This window comes from Tahibacter amnicola (assembly GCF_025398735.1).
In the GTDB taxonomy this organism is placed as follows: domain Bacteria; phylum Pseudomonadota; class Gammaproteobacteria; order Xanthomonadales; family Rhodanobacteraceae; genus Tahibacter; species Tahibacter amnicola.
The window spans coordinates 5,737,131-5,754,259 of record NZ_CP104694.1 but is presented as its reverse complement, the minus strand read 5'-3'; the positions used below and the strand labels follow the sequence as shown (position 1 = coordinate 5,754,259).

Here is a 17,129-nt window from a genome sequence, read left to right as displayed (position 1 = left end):
GCGTCAACCGGTGCTGCAGGTCGGCGATCTCCAGCTGCTCCTGGGTGTCCGGCAGCAGCAGCGTCCGCGGGGCGGCGGCGGCAGCGGACGGAAGGATCGCGGCGTAGTCGCGCATCATGGCATCGAGGTCACGCGCGGGAAGCGCAGCGACGGCGTCACGCAGCCGTTGCAAACGGGCGCGATCGTCATGCAGTGCGGCGACGGCGGTGACGATGGCGTTGGCGTCAGGCGATACCAGGATGCCGGTAGTGTCTGATTCGATCCGTTCCGCCAGTGCGCCGACGCCTGTCGCGATGACCGGCAGGCCCAGGCTCCAGCATTCGGACAGCGTGTAGCTGAAGGTTTCGGCCACCGTCGGCAGCAGCAGCGCGGCGTCGGGAGCAATCGCTCGGATCAGTTCCGGCAGTCGTTCACGGCGATAGTCCAGCACGATATGCAGGCCGGCCTGTCCGAAGAAGGCCTGGGCTTCGGCGCCGGCGCCCAGCAGCCAGATATCGGCGTACTGGCGCAGTCGCGGAAAGGCAGCGTGAAGCAGCTCTGCGCCCTTGCCCCGGCGGATCCGGCCCGGGATCACTAGGCGCAGGCGGTTTCCGGCAGGGCGCATCGGCGCTGCGGAAGTCGTAGCAACCGATGATTTCCACGGCGCGATGCCGTGCCCGACCACATGTGCTGGCCGCGACGCCAGCCCCGGCGCCAGCCGCAGCACGTTGGCGAGCGCTGCGCGGCTGGGGGCGATCAGGGTGGCCTTGGCATCGTGCACAGCTGTCTCGTAGGACTGCCGCAGCGACTGCCAATAGGCCGGTGCCCGCTGTGCAAACTCGAAGTCAGCGTCAGCGGCCGCCAGGTCGGCGACGCGCTGTGCGTCGTCGAAGGGCAGGGTGGTATCGCCAAAGTCGCGGTGCAGCAGCGGCCACAGCGGATAACAGTCGTGCGTGACGACAAACGTCGGCAGCCCCGAGCGCAAGGCATCCAGGCTGTGACCGATCAGGGAGGAAACCACCACGGCATCCACCGCGTAGTCGCGCAGCACCGTGCGGAAGAAGCGGTTCCAGTCGCGGTGGGTGAGGTCGGTATCCGCGATTGGCCGCGGCAGGCGCAGGTGGCGCAGCGGTGGCTGGCAGAAGCTGCCGTCCAGCAGCTCCAGCGTGGCGCCGTACTCGCGGCGCGCAAAGCTGCCGCGCGCGACCATGACCAGATGGATGCGCTGCGTGTCTGCTGCCGCCATGTCGCGGACGAAGCGTTCCGCGCCGCCGCCCCAGCCGTGCAGCACATGGAGGATGACCGGGCGGCTGTCCAGTCCGGCCTTGGCGGGCAGGAACGCCGGGGTTGCCAGGGCATGGGAGACCCGTTCCCGCAGCTCGCCCAGCGGCCCGGCCGGCGCTCCATCCGCCGGCTTGAGCCGTTGCGCGGAATCGGCGACGTACAGTCCATCGACCAGGACACAGCGCGCGGGGGCCAGCGCCTGCGGCGCCAGCCGGTCGCTGATCGGGGCCAGGTCAGCAGTGGCCAGCCAGCGTCCTTTCCAGGCGCTGATTAGCGGCGAAAGGGCGCTGGCTTCGACCACCGCGCGGCGGGAGTAGGCATGGCACAGCGCATCGATGCGCTCGACCGTGGCCGGGATATCGATGCCTGGCGTGCAGCCGGGTGTCACGTCGTCCAGCGGGGTGGCGGCAACGATGTCATCACCGGCGTCCAGGGCGCGGATCAGGCGCGGCAGCCACGCCTCCGGCAGCGTCGTGCCGGCGCGCAGCAGTACGACATCGAACCCCGGCTGGATCGCGCGGGCGGCGGCCAGCAGGTCGGCGGGCGTTTCGGCATTGCCGCTCAGCGGCAGGAAGGGAGCCGGTGCCGTCTGCGTGGCCAGCAGCACGGTTTGCGGCGCGACGGAGCGCGCAAGGGTCTGCCACCAGCCCGGATCGGCCGGGAGGCCATGGACGACGAGACAGGCGGAAGTTCGGTCGCTAGCGGTCAGGGGCACGGATTCGACAGTTCCTTGGTGCGCATACGAAAACGTACGCGGCTGAATGAAACGGGCCGTCCCCGGCGGACCCGGCCGGTCCGCAGCCTGGGCCGGTCGCGGAGGGGGCCATCGGTGGGCCGCCGCGACTCGGCGTCTTTCCGGACGTCGGGCCAAGCGCGCGATTATCCCGAATCGCGACTGAAGATTGAACCGCAGCGGGCCGGGCGGGGCGTCCCGGTCAGGCGGGGGCTTTCGGGTACACTTCCGGGGTCATCCGCTGAGTCTGCCAGTCCCTTGTCATTCCTCGTCCGCAGTGCCGCCGTCGCGCGCTTTGCCTGGCGCTGGCTGCGCGCCCCGTTCTGGTTGGGTTTCGGGTTCATCGTTGCGTTCGGCGTGCCCTACACGCTGTACCTGGATACACAGGTCCGGACGCGATTCGACGACCTGTCCTGGGAGACGCCCAGCCGCGTCTACGCCCGGCCGCTCGAGCTCAGCCCCGGCCTGCCGCTGGACGCGGCGACCCTGATCCTCGAACTGGAAGCCGCGCGCTACGACGAAGTGACCGGCGCGCGTAATCCCGGCAGCTTCATGCGCGACGGCGACCATTTCGTCATCGCCCGGCGCGCCTTCGCGGGCCTGGACGGATTCGAGCCGGCGCGCCGGATCGACGTGGTCCTCAGCCGGTCGCGCGTGGCCACGATCAAAGATCTGGACACCGGCAAGTCGCTCGACCGGGTGCGCCTGGATCCGGCGCGCATCGCCACGCTGTACGGGGCGGAGCAGCAGGAACGGCGTGTCGCCAAGCTGGGTCAGATGCCACCGCTGCTGGTGTCGGGACTGCAGGCCGTCGAGGATCGCGATTTCAAGCATCACCACGGCGTGGCGCTCAAAGCGATCATCCGCGCCATGTGGGCCAATGCGATGGCCGGACACGTCGTGCAGGGCGGTTCGACGCTCACCCAGCAGTTGGTCAAGAATCTCTTCCTGGACCGCACGCAGAACCTGATGCGCAAGGGCAACGAGGCGCTGCTGGCGCTGATCATCGAGGCCCGCTACGACAAGCAGCGCATCCTCGAAGCCTATGTGAACGAGATTTTCCTGGGCCAGCAGGGTGGCCAGGCCGTGCATGGATTCGCGGCGGCCAGCGAGTTCTATTTCGGCCGCGAGCTCAACACGCTGCGGGCGCATGACGTGGCGCTGCTGGTCGGGTTGGTCCAGGGGCCGAGCTACTACGACCCCCGGCGGTATCCCGAGCGTGCTCTGGGCCGGCGCAACCTCGTGCTGCAGATGTTCTACGACACCGGTCTTCTCAACGAGGACGAGCTGGCGCGGGCCAAGGCCGCTCCACTGGGCGTGGCTGAAGGCGCCGGACTGGCGCGCAATCGGTTTCCGGCCTTCCTCGACCTGGTCCGCGCCCAGCTCAAGCGCGAGTACGACGACAAAGCCCTGCGCGGGGCTGGCCTGACAGTGCTGACGTCGCTTGCGCCATCCACGCAGATGCTTGCCGAGAAGGCCGTGCGCGACACGCTGGCGGCACTGGGCAAGGCGCAAAAAGAAACGCAGGCGGCCATGGTGGTCACCGGCGCGAGAAATGGGGAAGTCCAGGCGGTGGTGGGGGATCGGGATCCGGACGAACCGGGGTTCAACCGCGCGATCGATGCACGCCGGCCGATCGGATCCCTGGTCAAGCCGTTCGTGTATCTGGTGGCGCTGGCGCAGCCGCAACGCTATTCGCTCGCCACCATCATCGAAGACGCGCCGATTTCGCTGCCGCAGCCCAACGGCAAGACCTGGATGCCGCAGAACTCGGACAAGATCGCCCACGGCCGTGTCGCCCTGGTCGATGCCCTGGCCAATTCGTGGAATCTCTCCACGGTGCGCCTGGGCATGATGGTTGGCGTCGACCGCGTGCGCACGCTGCTTGCTTCATTCGGCATCAACGCCGATGTCAACCCCAATCCGTCGCTGCTGCTGGGTGCGCAGGAATACGCGCCGGTGGAAGTTGCGCAGTTGTATCAATATTTCGCCGCGGACGGCCACGCGCTGCCGGTGATCGCGGTGCGCGGCGTGCTCGACAAGGATGGCCGCGCGCTGCACCGCTACAGCGTCAAACCCGGTGCGGGCGATTATGTGGAAGCAGCCAGGCTGGTAAGCTACGCGCTGCAGCAGGTGATGACCAGCGGTACGGCCAGTGTCGTGGGCAGCAGCGAGCTGGCCTCGCTCAACGCCGCGGGCAAGACGGGCACCAGCGATGACTCGCGCGACAGCTGGTTCGCCGGCTACACCGGCGACCACCTGGCGGTGGCCTGGGTCGGCCGGGACGACAACAAGCCGACCGGGCTGTACGGCTCGACCGGTGCGTTGCGCATCTGGATGGCGCTGTTCCAGAAGTTGCCGACGCGTCCGCTGGATATTCCGATGGACCAGGGGATCGAACTGGTCTGGATCGATCCGGCGTCCGGGCAGCGCACGCAGCAGGACTGCGACCAGGCGCGCCAGCTGCCCTTCCTTGCCGGCTACGCGCCGAGCGAGGAGAAAAGCTGCGCCATGGACCAGTTGCGCGATTGGTTCGGCGGCGCAAACTGATGGCGTCGGTCTCCGGCACCCGGTGCGACAGATGAGAAAGAGGTAGAAATGAATTCTGCAAGAACGAGTTTCCAGCTGTGCGTGCTCGCTTTGGCGCTGGTCGCACTCGGCGCGTGTTCCACGCCGGCACCGCCGGCGCCGCAGCCGACGCGGCCGGACCGCGACCTGGTCGGTGAGATCCGCGCCGCGGGAAGCGCGACCGGTTCGGCCATCGAGGTGCAGCCGCTGCGCGACCCGGCCGTGGACGGCTTCGTCAAGCAGGCCGGTGAACTGGAAGCCGCCGGCAAGTACAACGACGCCATCGGCGCGCTCGATCGCGCCCTCAAGGTGGCGCCGGACGCGCCGGAACTGCTGCAGCAGAAGGCCGAGCTCTTCATCGCGCTGCGCCAGTACGATCATGCCGAAACGCTGGCGCGCAAGTCGTTTGAGCTGGGACCCAAGCTGGGCAGCCTCTGTGCGCGCAACTGGCAGACGGTGGTGGAAGTGCGGCGCATGGCCAACGATTCGGTCAGCGTCGAGAGCGCCAAGGCGCAGCTGGCCTCGTGCCGCATTGCGCCGCGCGTGCGGATGTAGGACGCGTGCGTAGCGACCCTCGGCAGCTGCTCGGCGCGGACGGCCCCTTTGCACGTGAAGTTCCCGGATTCGCCCCGCGCGAATCGCAACAGGTCATGGCCGCTGCCGTGGCCGAGGCGATTGACGACCGGCATGTCCTGATCGCCGAAGCGGGCACCGGCACCGGCAAGACCTTTGCCTATCTGGTGCCGGCCTTGACCTCCGGCAAGCGCATCATCGTTTCCACCGGTACGAAGACGCTGCAGGACCAGCTGTTTCATCGCGACCTGCCGCGTGTGCGCCAGGTCACCGGCGCGCGGCTCAAGACCAGCCTGCTCAAGGGCCGCGCCAACTACTTGTGCCTGTACCGGCTCGACCAGACCAGCCGGGACGGCCGGATGGTGTCGCGTGACGAAGTGGCGCACCTCAACCACCTGCGTGGCTGGTCCACGCGTACGGCCAGCGGCGATCGCGCGGAAGTGATCGAGGTGCCCGAGGATTCGCCAATCTGGCCGAAGGTCACTTCCACGACCGAGAATTGCCTCGGTGCTGATTGTCCGATGTTCAACGACTGCTTCGTGGTGAAGGCGCGCCGCGCCGCCCAGGAAGCGGACGTCGTGGTGGTCAACCATCACCTGCTGTTCGCTGACCTTGCCATCAAGCAGGAAGGATTCGGCGAAATCCTCCCCGGCGCACATGCCTTCGTGCTGGACGAGGCGCACCAGATTCCGGAGCTGGCCGGGCAGTTTTTCTCCGTGTCGTTCTCGGCGCGCCAGCTGCAGGAATTGTGTTCGGATACCGAGGCCGAATGCGCGTCGGTGACCGGTGCGTTCGCGATCCTGCGCGAGCCCATCGCAGCCGTCGTGCCCGCGCTGCGACGGGTGCGGCTGGCGCTGGACAAGTTGCCCCAGCGCGGCGCCTTCGCGGCGATCGAGGAAGACCGCTTCGCCATGGCGGAACTGCGTGTGCTGCAGGAGGCGCTGGTCACGCTCGACGCCGCGCTCGGTGGCCAGGCCGAACGTTCGCGCGGGCTGGAAAACATGCACGAGCGCTCGCAGGGCCTGGTTCAGCGGCTGGATCAGGTGCTCGATGGTACCGGTCACAATTGGATACATTGGTACGAATTGACATCGCAGGGGTTCAGCCTGCATGCCACGCCGTTGGACCTGGCGCCGCCGTTGCGCGCGCTGCGCCAACAGAGCCAGGCCGCCTGGATCTTCACCTCGGCAACCCTGTCGGTGGCCGGTGATTTCGGGCACTACTCGCGCCAGCTGGGCCTGGATGATCCGGTGACGCTGGGCTTGCCCAGCCCCTTCGATTACACGCGCCAGGCACTGACCTACCTGCCCAAAGGACTGCCCGATCCGAATGCGCCGGACTACACCGAGCGCGTGATCGCAGTGGCGCGGCCGGTGCTCGATGCCTCGCGTGGTCGAGCGTTCCTGTTGTTCACCTCGCACCGGGCCCTGCGACGCGCCGCCGAGCTGCTCGCCGGTGCACCATTTCCCCTGTTCGTGCAGGGCACGGCGCCGCGCCACCAGCTGCTCACCGATTTCCGCGCATCGGGCAATGGCGTGCTGCTGGGAGCGGCGAGCTTCTGGGAAGGCGTCGACGTCGCCGGCGAAGCACTCAGCTGCGTGATCATCGACAAACTGCCGTTTGCCGCGCCGGACGATCCGGTACTGGAGGCGCGTCTGAATGCGATGCGCGAAGCGGGCGGAAACCCGTTCGTTCAATGGCAGATTCCGTCGGCTGTCATCGCCCTCAAGCAGGGCGTGGGCCGATTGATTCGCGACGTGCACGACCGTGGCGTGCTGGTGCTGTGCGACCCGCGCCTGGTCACCCGCCCCTACGGCAAGCTGTTCCTCAAAAGCCTGCCGCCGATGCCGATGACCCGCGAACTGGCGGACGTGCAGGACTTCTTCCGTTCCTGACCGACGGAATCAGGGCATGTGTCATCGGTGCGCTGTGGCGTCGCCGACGGCAAAAAGGATGCCCGGCCTTGGGTGCACGCCTCCATTCGCCGGGACTGTTGCTTTGTATAGAAACAGCTTCTGTCGACTTGCCGGCGCCGCTCGTCGGCAATCCGTCGTGCGCGACGGCGTACCGGCATCGGGCGTGGGTGCTAGTGGCGCATAGAAAAAGCCCGGCACCAGGGCCGGGCTCTTACCCTCGGGGGAGGGGAGGAAACAATCAGGCGGCTTCGTTGCCCACCAGCGTCAGTTTTGGACGTGACGGCGGCGTGGGCGGAGTCACTGCCGGCCAGTCAGATTCGGACGGCTCGGGCAGTGCGTCGGCAAAACTCTGTTCGAAACGCTGGAAGCGGGCTTCGGCGGCACGGGCGACGCTGGCCGGGACCATGCCCGCGTCTAGCAGATGCCGCACGATGGCGCGTTGTTCCGGGCCAAAATCCGGATCACGCAGGGCTTCATCCAGGGCGTTGACGATCGCGGCGAGCCAGTGAGCCTGGGAACCGCGAAGCGCGAGCAACATCTTCTGGGTGGAGGCGGCCATCGTCGTGTACCGTGGTTGCAGTCGCCGGACTGGCGGGTTTCGAGGCGGATACAAGCAGGAATGATGCCAGACGAACGCGACGGCGGCGGCCGGTCAGTGCCCGACGACCGCCCCGGCTGGTCAGCGTTTTGCCCCGTATCGCACCGGCGAGTTCCCAGGCCGTGCACTGAACTAGCGCCATCTTCCCTGATGGATCGCCCCCAATGCTCTCCCGATACTCTTCCGTGACGACCAAGGCGCTGGGTATCGCGCTGATGGCGCTGCTGATGTTGATTCCCCTGGCGCAGGTGCGCGACCTGATCGCCGAGCGCAGCGGTTATCGGCAACACGCCGTTGCACAGATCGCGTCGCGCTGGGGCGCGGCGCAGACCGTTGGTGGTCCGGTCATTTCCGTGCCGCACCGGGTCATGCTTGAAACCAAGGACGGCTACAAGCCCTCGCAACAGATGCTGTATCTGCTGCCCGAGCGCGGCGATATCTCCGCAACGCTGACCCCTTCTATCCGCGCCTACGGGATCTACGATACGGCCGTCTATACGGCTGACGTGACTATCAGCGCCCGGTACGAATCTGACGATTTTGCGCCGCTTTCGACCGACGCGGCGAATTACCTGACTGACCAGGTGAAGCTGCGCTTCCTGCTCAGCGACGTGCGTGGCCTGCGCGAGGTGAAGTCGGTAAAGGTCAATGGCACGCCGCAGCGGCTGCAACCGGGCGACGCCATCGGCAATATCGCCGCGGTGAGCGTGGCGCTGGACCCTTCGCTCCTGGCCGGGGCGCTGACGGTCGAGGTGCAGTACGTGGTGGCGGGCACCGAATCGCTGCAGTTCCTGCCGATGGCGCGGACAACAACGGTGAAGGTCGATGCGCCGTGGGCGGATCCGAGTTTCACCGGTGCGTTTCTCCCGGCCGAACGCGACATTGACGACAAGCAATTCTCCGCACGCTGGCAGGTGCTGGAACTCAATCGCGGCTTTGCGCAGCATTGGGAAGAGACGCCGCATAACGCGGTGAATCTGCACGAATGGTCCTTTGGCGTGACCTTGTACCGCCCCGTCGATGTGTACCAGCAGCTGCAGCGGGCCGGCAAATACGGCCTGCTCTTCATCGGCCTGTCGTTTGTCGCCTTCTTCCTGTTCGAAGTGCTCAAGAAGCTGCGCGTGCACCCGGTGCAGTATGTCCTGGTGGGACTGGCGCTGTGCACGTTCTATATCCTGCTGTTGGCACTGTCCGAACAGATCGGCTTCGGCGGCGCCTATGCGGTGGCCGCCACCGCCGTCGTGCTCATCATCGGCGGCTATGCGGCGGCAGTGCTGGCGACGCGACGGGCTGGCGGACTTCTCGCCGGTTGCCTCGCGGTGGCCTACCTGCTGCTGTACGGACTGGTCATCAGCGAGCAATACTCGCTCTTGATCGGCGCCATCACGCTGCTGGCGGTCGTGTCTGTCCTGATGTACCTGACCCGGCGCATCGACTGGTACGGTGAATCCCGCCCGGCGGCGGCGCCGGCGGCGGCGAAGACGGATTTTGACGCCTTCGTCATGCCCGACCTGCCGCCGAACGGCTCGCGCCGATAAACGTATAGAAAGATAAAGAGTCGTCCATGAACCTGATCGCCATCGAAACCTCCACCGAATGCTGCTCCGTCGCGTTGTCGTACAACGGTCGCGTGATCGAGCGCAGTGAACTGGCGCCACGCCGCCACGCGGAGCTGGTGCTGCCGATGGCCGATTCGCTCCTGGCCGAGGCGGGCCTGTCGCGACGGCAGCTCGACGCCGTCGCGGTAGGGCGCGGCCCTGGTGCGTTCACCGGTGTGCGGCTGGCTGTCTCCGTAGCCCAGGGGATGGCCCTGGGGCTGGGCCTGCCGGTCGTTCCGATTTCGTCCCTGGCGGCGCTCGCGCTGGACGCGCCGGACGACGGGAATCCCGTCCTGGCCGTCATTGACGCGCGGATGGGAGAGGTCTACGCCGGCGCATTCCGCCACGTGGACGGCTCGGTGGTCGCGTGGGGGGATGAGTCGGTGGGGCCGGCGGACCAGCTCGTCGTGCCGCCCGCCGCCCGCTGGAATGTCATTGGCAGTGGCTGGACCAGTTACTCCGCTGCATTGGCGCCGCGCCTGGCGGCGGAACCGGCCTGGGTCGACGGATCCCGTCATCCCCAGGCACGGGCGGTGGCGCGCCTGGCCGTGGCGGAGTTCGGCGCCGGACATGCGGTCGCACCGGAATTGGCCCTGCCGGTCTACCTGCGCGACAAGGTCGCCCTCACCTTGACCGAGCAGCGGGAAGCGCGCGGCAATCGCTGATGTGCTACTGCATCAGCAGCAGCGTCGAAAGACCCAGGAAGGAAGCGAATCCGCAGCAATCGGTAACCGTGGTGAGAATCACGCCGCCGGCCAACGCCGGATCGATTCCCACGCGCCGCAGCACCAGGGGCAGGAATACGCCGGACAGCGCCGCAGCGATGAGGTTGATTACCATGGCCGCGCCGAACGCCAGCGCGAGCCAGGCGTCGCGGTAGATCGCCAGCGCGACGCTGCCGACAGCCAGCGCCCACACCAGTCCGTTGGCGAGCGCGACCAGCACTTCCTTGCGTAGCAGCGACAGCGCGTTGGCGGGGCTGACCTGGCCTAGCGCCTGGGCGCGGACCATCAGCGTCAGCACCTGCGTACCCGCCACGCCGCCCATGCTGGCCACGATGGGCATCAGCACGGCGCAGGCGACCACTTTCTGCAGTACACCCTCGAAATTGCCGATCACCCACGAGGCGAGAAACGCCGTCAGCAGGTTGATGCCCAGCCAGACCGCACGCCGGCGCGTAGTGCGCGGTACCGGGGCGAACAGATCTTCGTCTTCGTCCAGACCGGCTGCACCGAGAGCCTGGTGCTCGGCCTGGGCGCGGATGATGTCGACGACGTCGTCGATGGTGATACGGCCGAGCAGGACGTTGTTTTCGTCGACGACCGGAGCGCTGAGCCAGTCGTGGTTGGCGAAGCGCTCGGCAACCTCGGCCACGGGGGTGTCGGCGTCGATCGCGGGCTGTTCCGAGTCGATCAGGCGGTTCACCGCGACGGCCGGGTCGGCGGTCAGCAGCTGCGCCAGCGAAATGCCGCCCAGGTACTGCCGCCGCCGGCTGACGATGTAGAGGCGATCGGTCGCTTCCGGCAATTCGCCGCGCAGCCGCAGGTAGCGCAGCACCACGTCCACCGAGACGTCGGCCCGCACGGTGACCACGTCCGGGTTCATCAGTCGCCCGGCGGTGTCTTCCTCGTAGGTGAGCATCTGCTCGAGCCGTTCGCGGTTCTCGCGGTCCATCGACTTGAGCACTTCGTCGATAACGGTATCGGGCAGGTCTTCCAGCAGGTCTGCCAGGTCGTCGATATCCAGCGATTCGGCGGCCGCGACGATTTCGTCCGGGTCCATCGCCTTGAGCAGGTCCTCGCGAACCTCGTCGCCCACATGCACGAGCACTTCGCCGTCGTCTTCCGGGTCGACCAGTCCCCACACGATCTGGCGCTTGTGCGGCGGCAGCGATTCGAGCAGGTTGCCGATCTCCGCGGGCGAGAGCGTATTGACCAGCCGCTTGACCGGTCCCAGGCGGCCGCTGTCGAGCGCCTGCTCGAGCAGACGCAGTTGCTTGGCGGTGCGGTCCTGGAGGGCGGTCTCGGCCATCGGTGCGCTATCAGACGGGAATGGCGTGATTATCGGCGGCGAGGCAGGGTGGCGCCTAGCCGTGCGGCTTGCGATGGCCGCCATAATTGCGCTGAGGGCAGCGTGCGCGATCGCCAGGTTCGCGTGGCGGCAACCGATGGCCGACCAGTTCCGCCTGCACGAGGTCTATCTGAGCGGGCCATTCCCGCAGAACGTGCGCAGCTGGATGCTCAGATCCGTATGGCCGGGATAGACTGGTTAGCCGCGAGCCAGTGGCTGCAGATTAGCGACGGCTTGGCTTGCGCGCTGGGCATGGGCGCTGCTCCTGGCCGTGGTGGGGTGGCGCGAACTAGTGCAGATGGATTGCACTGCGTTGGAGCGCGCGCCTCCTGCATGGCATTCCGCCAGTGCATTGGCTGGAAACCCGGCGCTGGCATCCCGTGAGCGGCCTGCCCGCACTGGTCAGTGGACGGCGTGTGATTCTGCCACTTGCGGTCCGACCTGTGATGGCAGAGTGAATGCCAGCGCAGTGACGGGCAACTGTTGATCCGCATCGATGAGCAGCAGCCGGTACTTCGTATCCTTCTTTGGTGCGATGACGTAGCCGTCAAAGCCGCGCGCGACGGGCGTGTTGAAACGCAGCGCCCGCTGTGCGTACGGAAGGTGGCTCAGGATCGCTTCTCCGTGCACGTGACCGGATTCGTCGACGATGATCAGAAGAGGTTTGTCTGGAATGGGTGCATCTTTCGCGTAGCGGCCTGAGACGCGAATGACCTGGCGTTGGCCCCAGGTATCGTCAAAGACATCTCCCAGGACGACAAGGCTAGTGGCAGGCGCGGCCGGAACCGGTTCGACCAATGCGAGCGGGTTGGACGGCGGGGACTGGATGAACATGCTCCAGCGACGCTCCCGGAACGCTTCGATAGCCGCCATGGTATGTGCCCGGCGCGAAGCGTCGTCGTCCGGAAGGTAAAGCGGATCCCAGATCTGCAGGCGTGCTGCAACCGCAGATATCTGGTTGTTCCGGTGAACGGCCGATGCCCAGCCGGCATTGTCGCGGTGTGATACTGAAAGCAACGCGGCGGCAGTCAACGCCCCTATGGCGGGTGCAACGCCGTTCCGGGCGGAGCCGGACCGGCGAGCCAGGCTGATGCCGAACAGCGCCAGTCCACCCCACACCTGCGTAGACCACACCAGATACCGATCGGCAAATGCTTCTGCAGGTACCGTCAGCATCAGTTCGACACGGGACAGCCCGATCAATCCTGCGGACGCCACACCGAGCGAGGCCACGCCCAGACCGAGCGCGCCGAGTCGCGACAATGGCTTTCGATGGCGTAGCGCGTGCAGCATTGCAGCGACATACGATGCGGCAACGAAGGAGCCGGCCAACAATCCAGCGCTCAACGCGGAAGAGCCTGACAATTCCAGACGTTGCGCTGCGTTGATAAATGGCGAGCCGAGGACACGCAGCACTGTCATGGCCATCACCGCCGGGGAGAACTGCAGCGAACCTTTCACGCCGTCGTTGCCGGGCAGGAGGGTCGTATACAGAATGACGTCCATTACCAGGATGGCGAGTGCAGGGAGCCAGGCCTTCCATGGGACTCGGACGCACAACGCGACGGCGAAAAGTGCGGCAAATGCGGCGACACCCGATCCGAAGCTGAAGGTTGCAACGGTGCACGCCAGTGCTCCTGCTGTCATCCAGGCTGCCGATCGTCGTTCGCGCGCCGCAAAAGCGGCGAGGCTGGCCAGAGCGGCGGAAAGTGTGACAGGGTAGACATGGAGGGCTTCGCCGCCGTGGAAGAACATTCTGACGTTGCCTAGCCACAATACGGTCATCACGGCGACCAGCATTGCGGCTGCGCGGGCAAGCGGTGAGAGTCCCCGTTCGCGTAGCGCAGTCACCATCATCACCATCGCCGTGCCACTTGCCAGCACGACGCCAAGCACCAGTTGCAGCGATTGATCCGCAGCAAACCAGCGCATTTCCGCAAAGCGGACCAGTGCGGCGACAACCGGCCGATGGGCATTCTCGATACCGAACAGCGCATCGACGAGGGGCCGGCTGAAAAAATTGGCGTAGATGCGATAGTGGTCCGAGTAGGGGAAGCGAAGCCCGAAATTTGCAACCGCCACCAACGCCGTGTGGGCGTAGGCGTAAGTCGCCAGCAGGGTGGCAGCGAGCAAGAGGGTTGACGCCGGGGAGCGCGATTTGGCCACGGATTTGACCGCTGGCAAGGGGTTGGACATCCGGGCTCTCGTGGTTGGCGTGAAAGGGAATGGTAATATCCCCGGCTTGCAGGTTGAACCCGTGGCTCCGTGACCGGCGAGATCTGGCGCCTCGTCTCGTCCAGCAGGTGCCCGAATCCGGTGGCCATTGCCTGAATCGCCGGAAAATAGTCGCCGGCGCCGCGTACACGCTCATTTTCCCGGCGGAATCCGACGATGCCCGAAACCCCCGACGCGCCCGAGTATTCGCTGATTATCCCGGTCTATCGCAACGAAGAGTCCTTGCCGGACCTCCTCGTGGAGCTGGCACAGCTCGCACAAGGACTGGATAGGCCGCTTGAGGTCGTCTTCGTGGTGGACGGCAGCCCCGATCGCAGCCATGCGCACCTGGCGGAGCGGCTGCCTGCCGCGCCCTTTGCATCGCAGCTCATCCTGCTTTCACGCAATTTCGGATCGTTCGCGGCTATTCGCGAGGGCCTGAGTCACGCCCGCGGCAAGTACTTTGCCGTCATGGCGGCCGATCTTCAGGAACCGCCGCAGCTCGTCCGGGAGTTCTTTCGCCTGCTCGCTTCGGATGCAGCGGATGTCACGCTCGGCACACGGACGGGTCGTGATGATCCCTTCATCGACCGGATCGCGTCCCGATTGTTCTGGAGCACCTATCGCCGACTTGTGCAGCCGGAGCTGCCGGCCGGCGGTGTCGACATGTTTGGTTGCAACCAGGCCTTTCGCGATCAGCTGCTGCGTTTTGAGGAAAGCAACAGCTCGCTGGTGGGGCAGGTGATCTGGCTGGGATTCCGCCGTGCGGAAGTGCCCTACCACCGCGTTGCCCGGCGCCACGGAAAAAGCGCCTGGACGTTCTCGCGCAAATTGCACTACCTCATGAACAGCGTGTTTTCATTCACCGACCTGCCCATCCGGCTGCTGACGCTGGCCGGTCTGGGCGGCATCGTAATTTGCGCCGCGTTTGGGTTGCTGGTGGCGGTCCTGCGGCTGTCCGGATGGGTCGCGGTGCCGGGCTACTCGGCCACCATCCTGACGATCCTGTTCTTCGGCGCGCTCAACCTGCTGGGGTTTGGCATTGTCGGTTCCTACGTCTGGCGTGCCTACGAGAACACGAAACGCCGTCCGCAGGCAGTGGTTTTTCATCACAAGAACTTTTCTGGAAAAAGTGACGTATGAACTATTTTGTTCATCCCCAGGGCATCTGCGAAAGCAGCCATATTGGCGCAAATACACGCATCTGGGCATTTGCGCACGTGCTTGCGAAGGCCCGGCTTGGCAGCGACTGCAACATCTGCGACCACGTTTTCATTGAGAACGATGTCGTTATCGGTGATCGGGTAACCGTCAAGTGCGGTGTCCAGCTCTGGGATGGCGTCACGCTGGAAGATGACGTATTCATCGGGCCGAATGTCACCTTCACCAACGACCCTTTTCCGCGCAGCAAGCAGTACCCGGAGCAGTTCCCGCAAACGCGGGTCTGCGCGGGGGCGTCGATTGGCGCGAATGCGACCATCCTGCCAGGACTGACGATCGGTGCCCGTGCCATGGTCGGCGCCGGTGCCGTGGTGCTGCGGTCGGTGCCGCCGGATGCCATCGTGGTCGGCAATCCAGCGCGCATTGTGGGCTATGTGGACAATTCCGCCGGCGGGCGGCTGGTCGCGGATCGGCCCCGCGACAGCAACGAGCGTCCCGGCGTCGAGGAAACCAGTGTTCGCGGCGTCGCCCTGCACCGGCTTCCGCTGATTCAGGACATGCGCGGCGACCTTTCCGTCGGCGAGTTCGAAAGAAGCGTGCCGTTCCTTCCGCGCCGCTACTTCCTGGTGTTTGGCGTGCCCAGTGCGGAGGTGCGCGGTGAACACGCGCACCGAACGTGTCACCAGTTCCTGGTCTGCGTGAAGGGGTCGGTTTCGGTCATTGCCGATGACGGCACGCGCCGTGCGGAACTGCTGCTGGATCGCCCCAATCTCGGGCTTCACCTGCCGCCCATGACCTGGGGCATCCAGTACCGCTACAGCGCCGATGCGGTATTGCTCGTCTTCGCCTCGGAGTACTACGACACCCAGGAATACATCCGCGACTACGATGAATTCCTGCGCCTGAGCCGCGCCCGGTGACGGAGCGCCCGGCCATCGGCGAAGGCGTGCGCTTCGTGCTGGCGGGTGGCCTGAACACGGTGCTCACGTATGCGCTGTATTACGGCCTGCTCGCGCTGGTGGATTACCGCCTGGCCTACGCGCTGGCCTACGTTGCCGGAATCGGCATTGCCTACGTGCTCAATGCGCGTTTCGTCTTTCGCCGTGCGCTGGGTTGGCGCAGCGCCCTGCGATATCCGCTGATCTACGTCGCACAGTTCCTGTTCGGCGTGGCGCTGCTGCATTCTCTGGTGGACTGGCTCGGCATTGACCGTCGCTGGGCGATGGTCATCGTGATCGCGCTGTCAGTGCCGCTGTCGTACGTGCTCAATCGCCTCGTGCTGGTCCGGTCGCCGCAGTAGCCACCTGGTCATTCGCAGTCGGGCTGTGCAGGCGCTCGCGGATCTGCGGCATCAAGGTGCTCATCAGCCGTTCGCGGCCGTGGGCGTTCTGGTGATAGAGGTCGAAGTAGTCCTGGCAGTCGCTGCCGTCGGCCTTGTCCAGGGTGTCGGTCGTATCGATCAGGTCGATCGTGCCTTCGGCCACGAGCGGCTGGAGTACGGAGAGCGCCCACTCGTGCGCGCCGACGGGTGCGGCTTCCTTCCAGGCCGGAGTGACCGGCATCAGCACCACCAGGGGTTTCTGTTTCCAGCGCAGGCCGCGCAGGCGTTTCTGGACGAGGTCGCGCACGGCGATCATTTCCGGCTGCAGTGTGCCCTGGCGGAGTGACTGTCCGTAATCCGGGCGGTAGGTTTTCGCGCCGACGATATCCTGGCATTGGCGCACGAGCAGGCGCGTCGCGTCGTCGGCGGCATCACCCAGCTTGGTGCAGACCGCGCTGTCGGGCCGGCCGTAGGTGCACAGGTTGCGCTCTTCGGTGGCGTTACTGAGCACGACCGCACTGCCCGGGCGCTGGCGATGCCATTCCAGCCCGAGGTAGCGGGCACGCGGTGCCTTGAGCAGGTCCTGCATGTCCTCGCGATACAGGAACAGGGACGAATGCACGCTCCAGGTGCTCGTATCGCTCCAGGAAAAGGGAACGTGCTGCGTCATCCAGTCGTCGCCGTGCACGCCGACGAAGGGCCGGGCGATACCGATTTCGTAGGCCCCGTTGCCGGGCGCGCTGAACGAAGTGGTGTCCACGGCGATGATGCCGCCGCGCAATTCCGGGTGCGAACGCGCCAGCCATTCGGTCACGGCGCCGATCGCCATCCAGTGCGAACCGGGCATGCTCATGTTGACGTGCTGGAAGCCGGCCGCGGTGGCACTGGCGGCGATGGCTTCGTGATCCAGGCCGTAGACGGGCCGTGAGCTGCCCAGGGTGACGAAGTCGATCTTCGCGAACTGCGGTTCGGCCAAGGCGCGCTTGACGCGGATCGAGGTACCCGCGTGGCTGTCCGGCTGGGCCCAGCGTTCCCAGATGCCCGCCCGAAAGGCCAGTTCCGCCAGGAGCACCAGGACAAGCGGTGCGGTGAATTTGATCAGCGTTCGCATGGG

At 66.1% G+C, this 17,129-nt stretch carries 12 protein-coding genes and 1 pseudogene; 8 read left to right on the top strand and 5 right to left on the bottom strand.

Features of this window, described 5'->3' with window-relative positions; genetic code table 11:
- Positions 1-166 precede the first annotated feature (166 nt).
- Positions 167-604, bottom strand: a pseudogene (locus N4264_RS25930) (glycosyltransferase); the annotation flags it as partial.
- 1,650 nt (positions 605-2,254) lie between these two features.
- Between N4264_RS25930 and mrcB the strand changes: the two are divergent.
- The 3 genes from mrcB to yoaA are packed head-to-tail and all read left to right on the top strand — an operon-like array spanning position 2,255 to position 7,032.
- Complete coding sequence (mrcB, locus tag N4264_RS22710) at positions 2,255-4,546, top strand: penicillin-binding protein 1B (RefSeq protein WP_261694491.1); 2,292 nt, start codon at positions 2,255-2,257, stop codon at positions 4,544-4,546.
- A 48-nt stretch (positions 4,547-4,594) separates the two neighbouring features.
- The gene (locus N4264_RS22705) at positions 4,595-5,119 is read left to right on the top strand and encodes a tetratricopeptide repeat protein (RefSeq protein WP_261694490.1); all 525 of its coding nucleotides are present in this window, start codon (positions 4,595-4,597) and stop codon (positions 5,117-5,119) included.
- Between the two features lie 5 nt (positions 5,120-5,124).
- Positions 5,125-7,032, top strand: a complete 1,908-nt coding sequence (yoaA, locus tag N4264_RS22700) for a DNA repair helicase YoaA (RefSeq protein ID WP_261694489.1) — start codon at positions 5,125-5,127, stop codon at positions 7,030-7,032.
- A 259-nt stretch (positions 7,033-7,291) separates the two neighbouring features.
- Here the strand turns inward: yoaA and N4264_RS22695 are convergent, their stop codons facing one another.
- A complete protein-coding gene (locus N4264_RS22695; protein WP_261694488.1) occupies positions 7,292-7,612 on the bottom strand; it encodes a hypothetical protein in 321 nt (106 codons plus the stop codon).
- Between the two features lie 203 nt (positions 7,613-7,815).
- Here N4264_RS22695 and creD point away from each other — a divergent pair, with 203 nt between their 5' ends.
- Together creD and tsaB are read left to right on the top strand one after the other, a co-directional pair.
- Positions 7,816-9,189 carry a cell envelope integrity protein CreD gene (gene creD, locus N4264_RS22690; RefSeq protein WP_261694487.1) on the top strand — a complete coding sequence of 458 codons (1,374 nt, stop codon included), beginning with the start codon at positions 7,816-7,818 and terminating at the stop codon, positions 9,187-9,189.
- Between the two features lie 26 nt (positions 9,190-9,215).
- On the top strand, positions 9,216-9,914 hold the full coding sequence (gene tsaB, locus N4264_RS22685) for a tRNA (adenosine(37)-N6)-threonylcarbamoyltransferase complex dimerization subunit type 1 TsaB (protein WP_261694486.1): 699 nt from the start codon (positions 9,216-9,218) through the stop codon (positions 9,912-9,914).
- A gap of 4 nt (positions 9,915-9,918) precedes the next feature.
- Here tsaB and mgtE read toward each other — a convergent pair whose 3' ends face one another.
- Both mgtE and N4264_RS22675 read right to left on the bottom strand, forming a co-directional pair.
- Complete coding sequence (mgtE, locus tag N4264_RS22680; protein ID WP_261694485.1) at positions 9,919-11,280, bottom strand: magnesium transporter; 1,362 nt, start codon at positions 11,278-11,280, stop codon at positions 9,919-9,921.
- A gap of 441 nt (positions 11,281-11,721) precedes the next feature.
- Positions 11,722-13,515, bottom strand: a complete 1,794-nt coding sequence (locus N4264_RS22675) for a hypothetical protein (RefSeq protein WP_261694484.1) — start codon at positions 13,513-13,515, stop codon at positions 11,722-11,724.
- A 195-nt stretch (positions 13,516-13,710) separates the two neighbouring features.
- Between N4264_RS22675 and N4264_RS22670 the strand changes: the two genes are divergently transcribed.
- The 3 genes from N4264_RS22670 to N4264_RS22660 are packed head-to-tail and all read left to right on the top strand — an operon-like array spanning position 13,711 to position 15,994.
- Positions 13,711-14,676, top strand: coding sequence for a glycosyltransferase family 2 protein (locus N4264_RS22670; RefSeq protein WP_261694483.1), 966 nt, complete (start codon positions 13,711-13,713; stop codon positions 14,674-14,676).
- Positions 14,673-15,614 (top strand): WxcM-like domain-containing protein, encoded by a 942-nt coding sequence (locus N4264_RS22665; RefSeq protein ID WP_261694482.1) that lies wholly within the window; start codon positions 14,673-14,675, stop codon positions 15,612-15,614. The genes N4264_RS22670 and N4264_RS22665 overlap by 4 nt, the downstream gene beginning before the upstream one ends.
- On the top strand, positions 15,611-15,994 hold the full coding sequence (locus N4264_RS22660) for a GtrA family protein (protein ID WP_261694481.1): 384 nt from the start codon (positions 15,611-15,613) through the stop codon (positions 15,992-15,994). Before N4264_RS22665 ends, N4264_RS22660 begins: the two co-directional genes overlap by 4 nt.
- Here the strand turns inward: N4264_RS22660 and N4264_RS22655 are convergent.
- Entirely contained in the window at positions 15,960-17,126 is a 1,167-nt protein-coding gene (locus N4264_RS22655) for a hypothetical protein (RefSeq protein WP_261694480.1), read from the bottom strand. The two genes, N4264_RS22660 and N4264_RS22655, sit on opposite strands and share 35 nt — an antisense overlap.
- Positions 17,127-17,129: the final 3 nt, after the last annotated feature.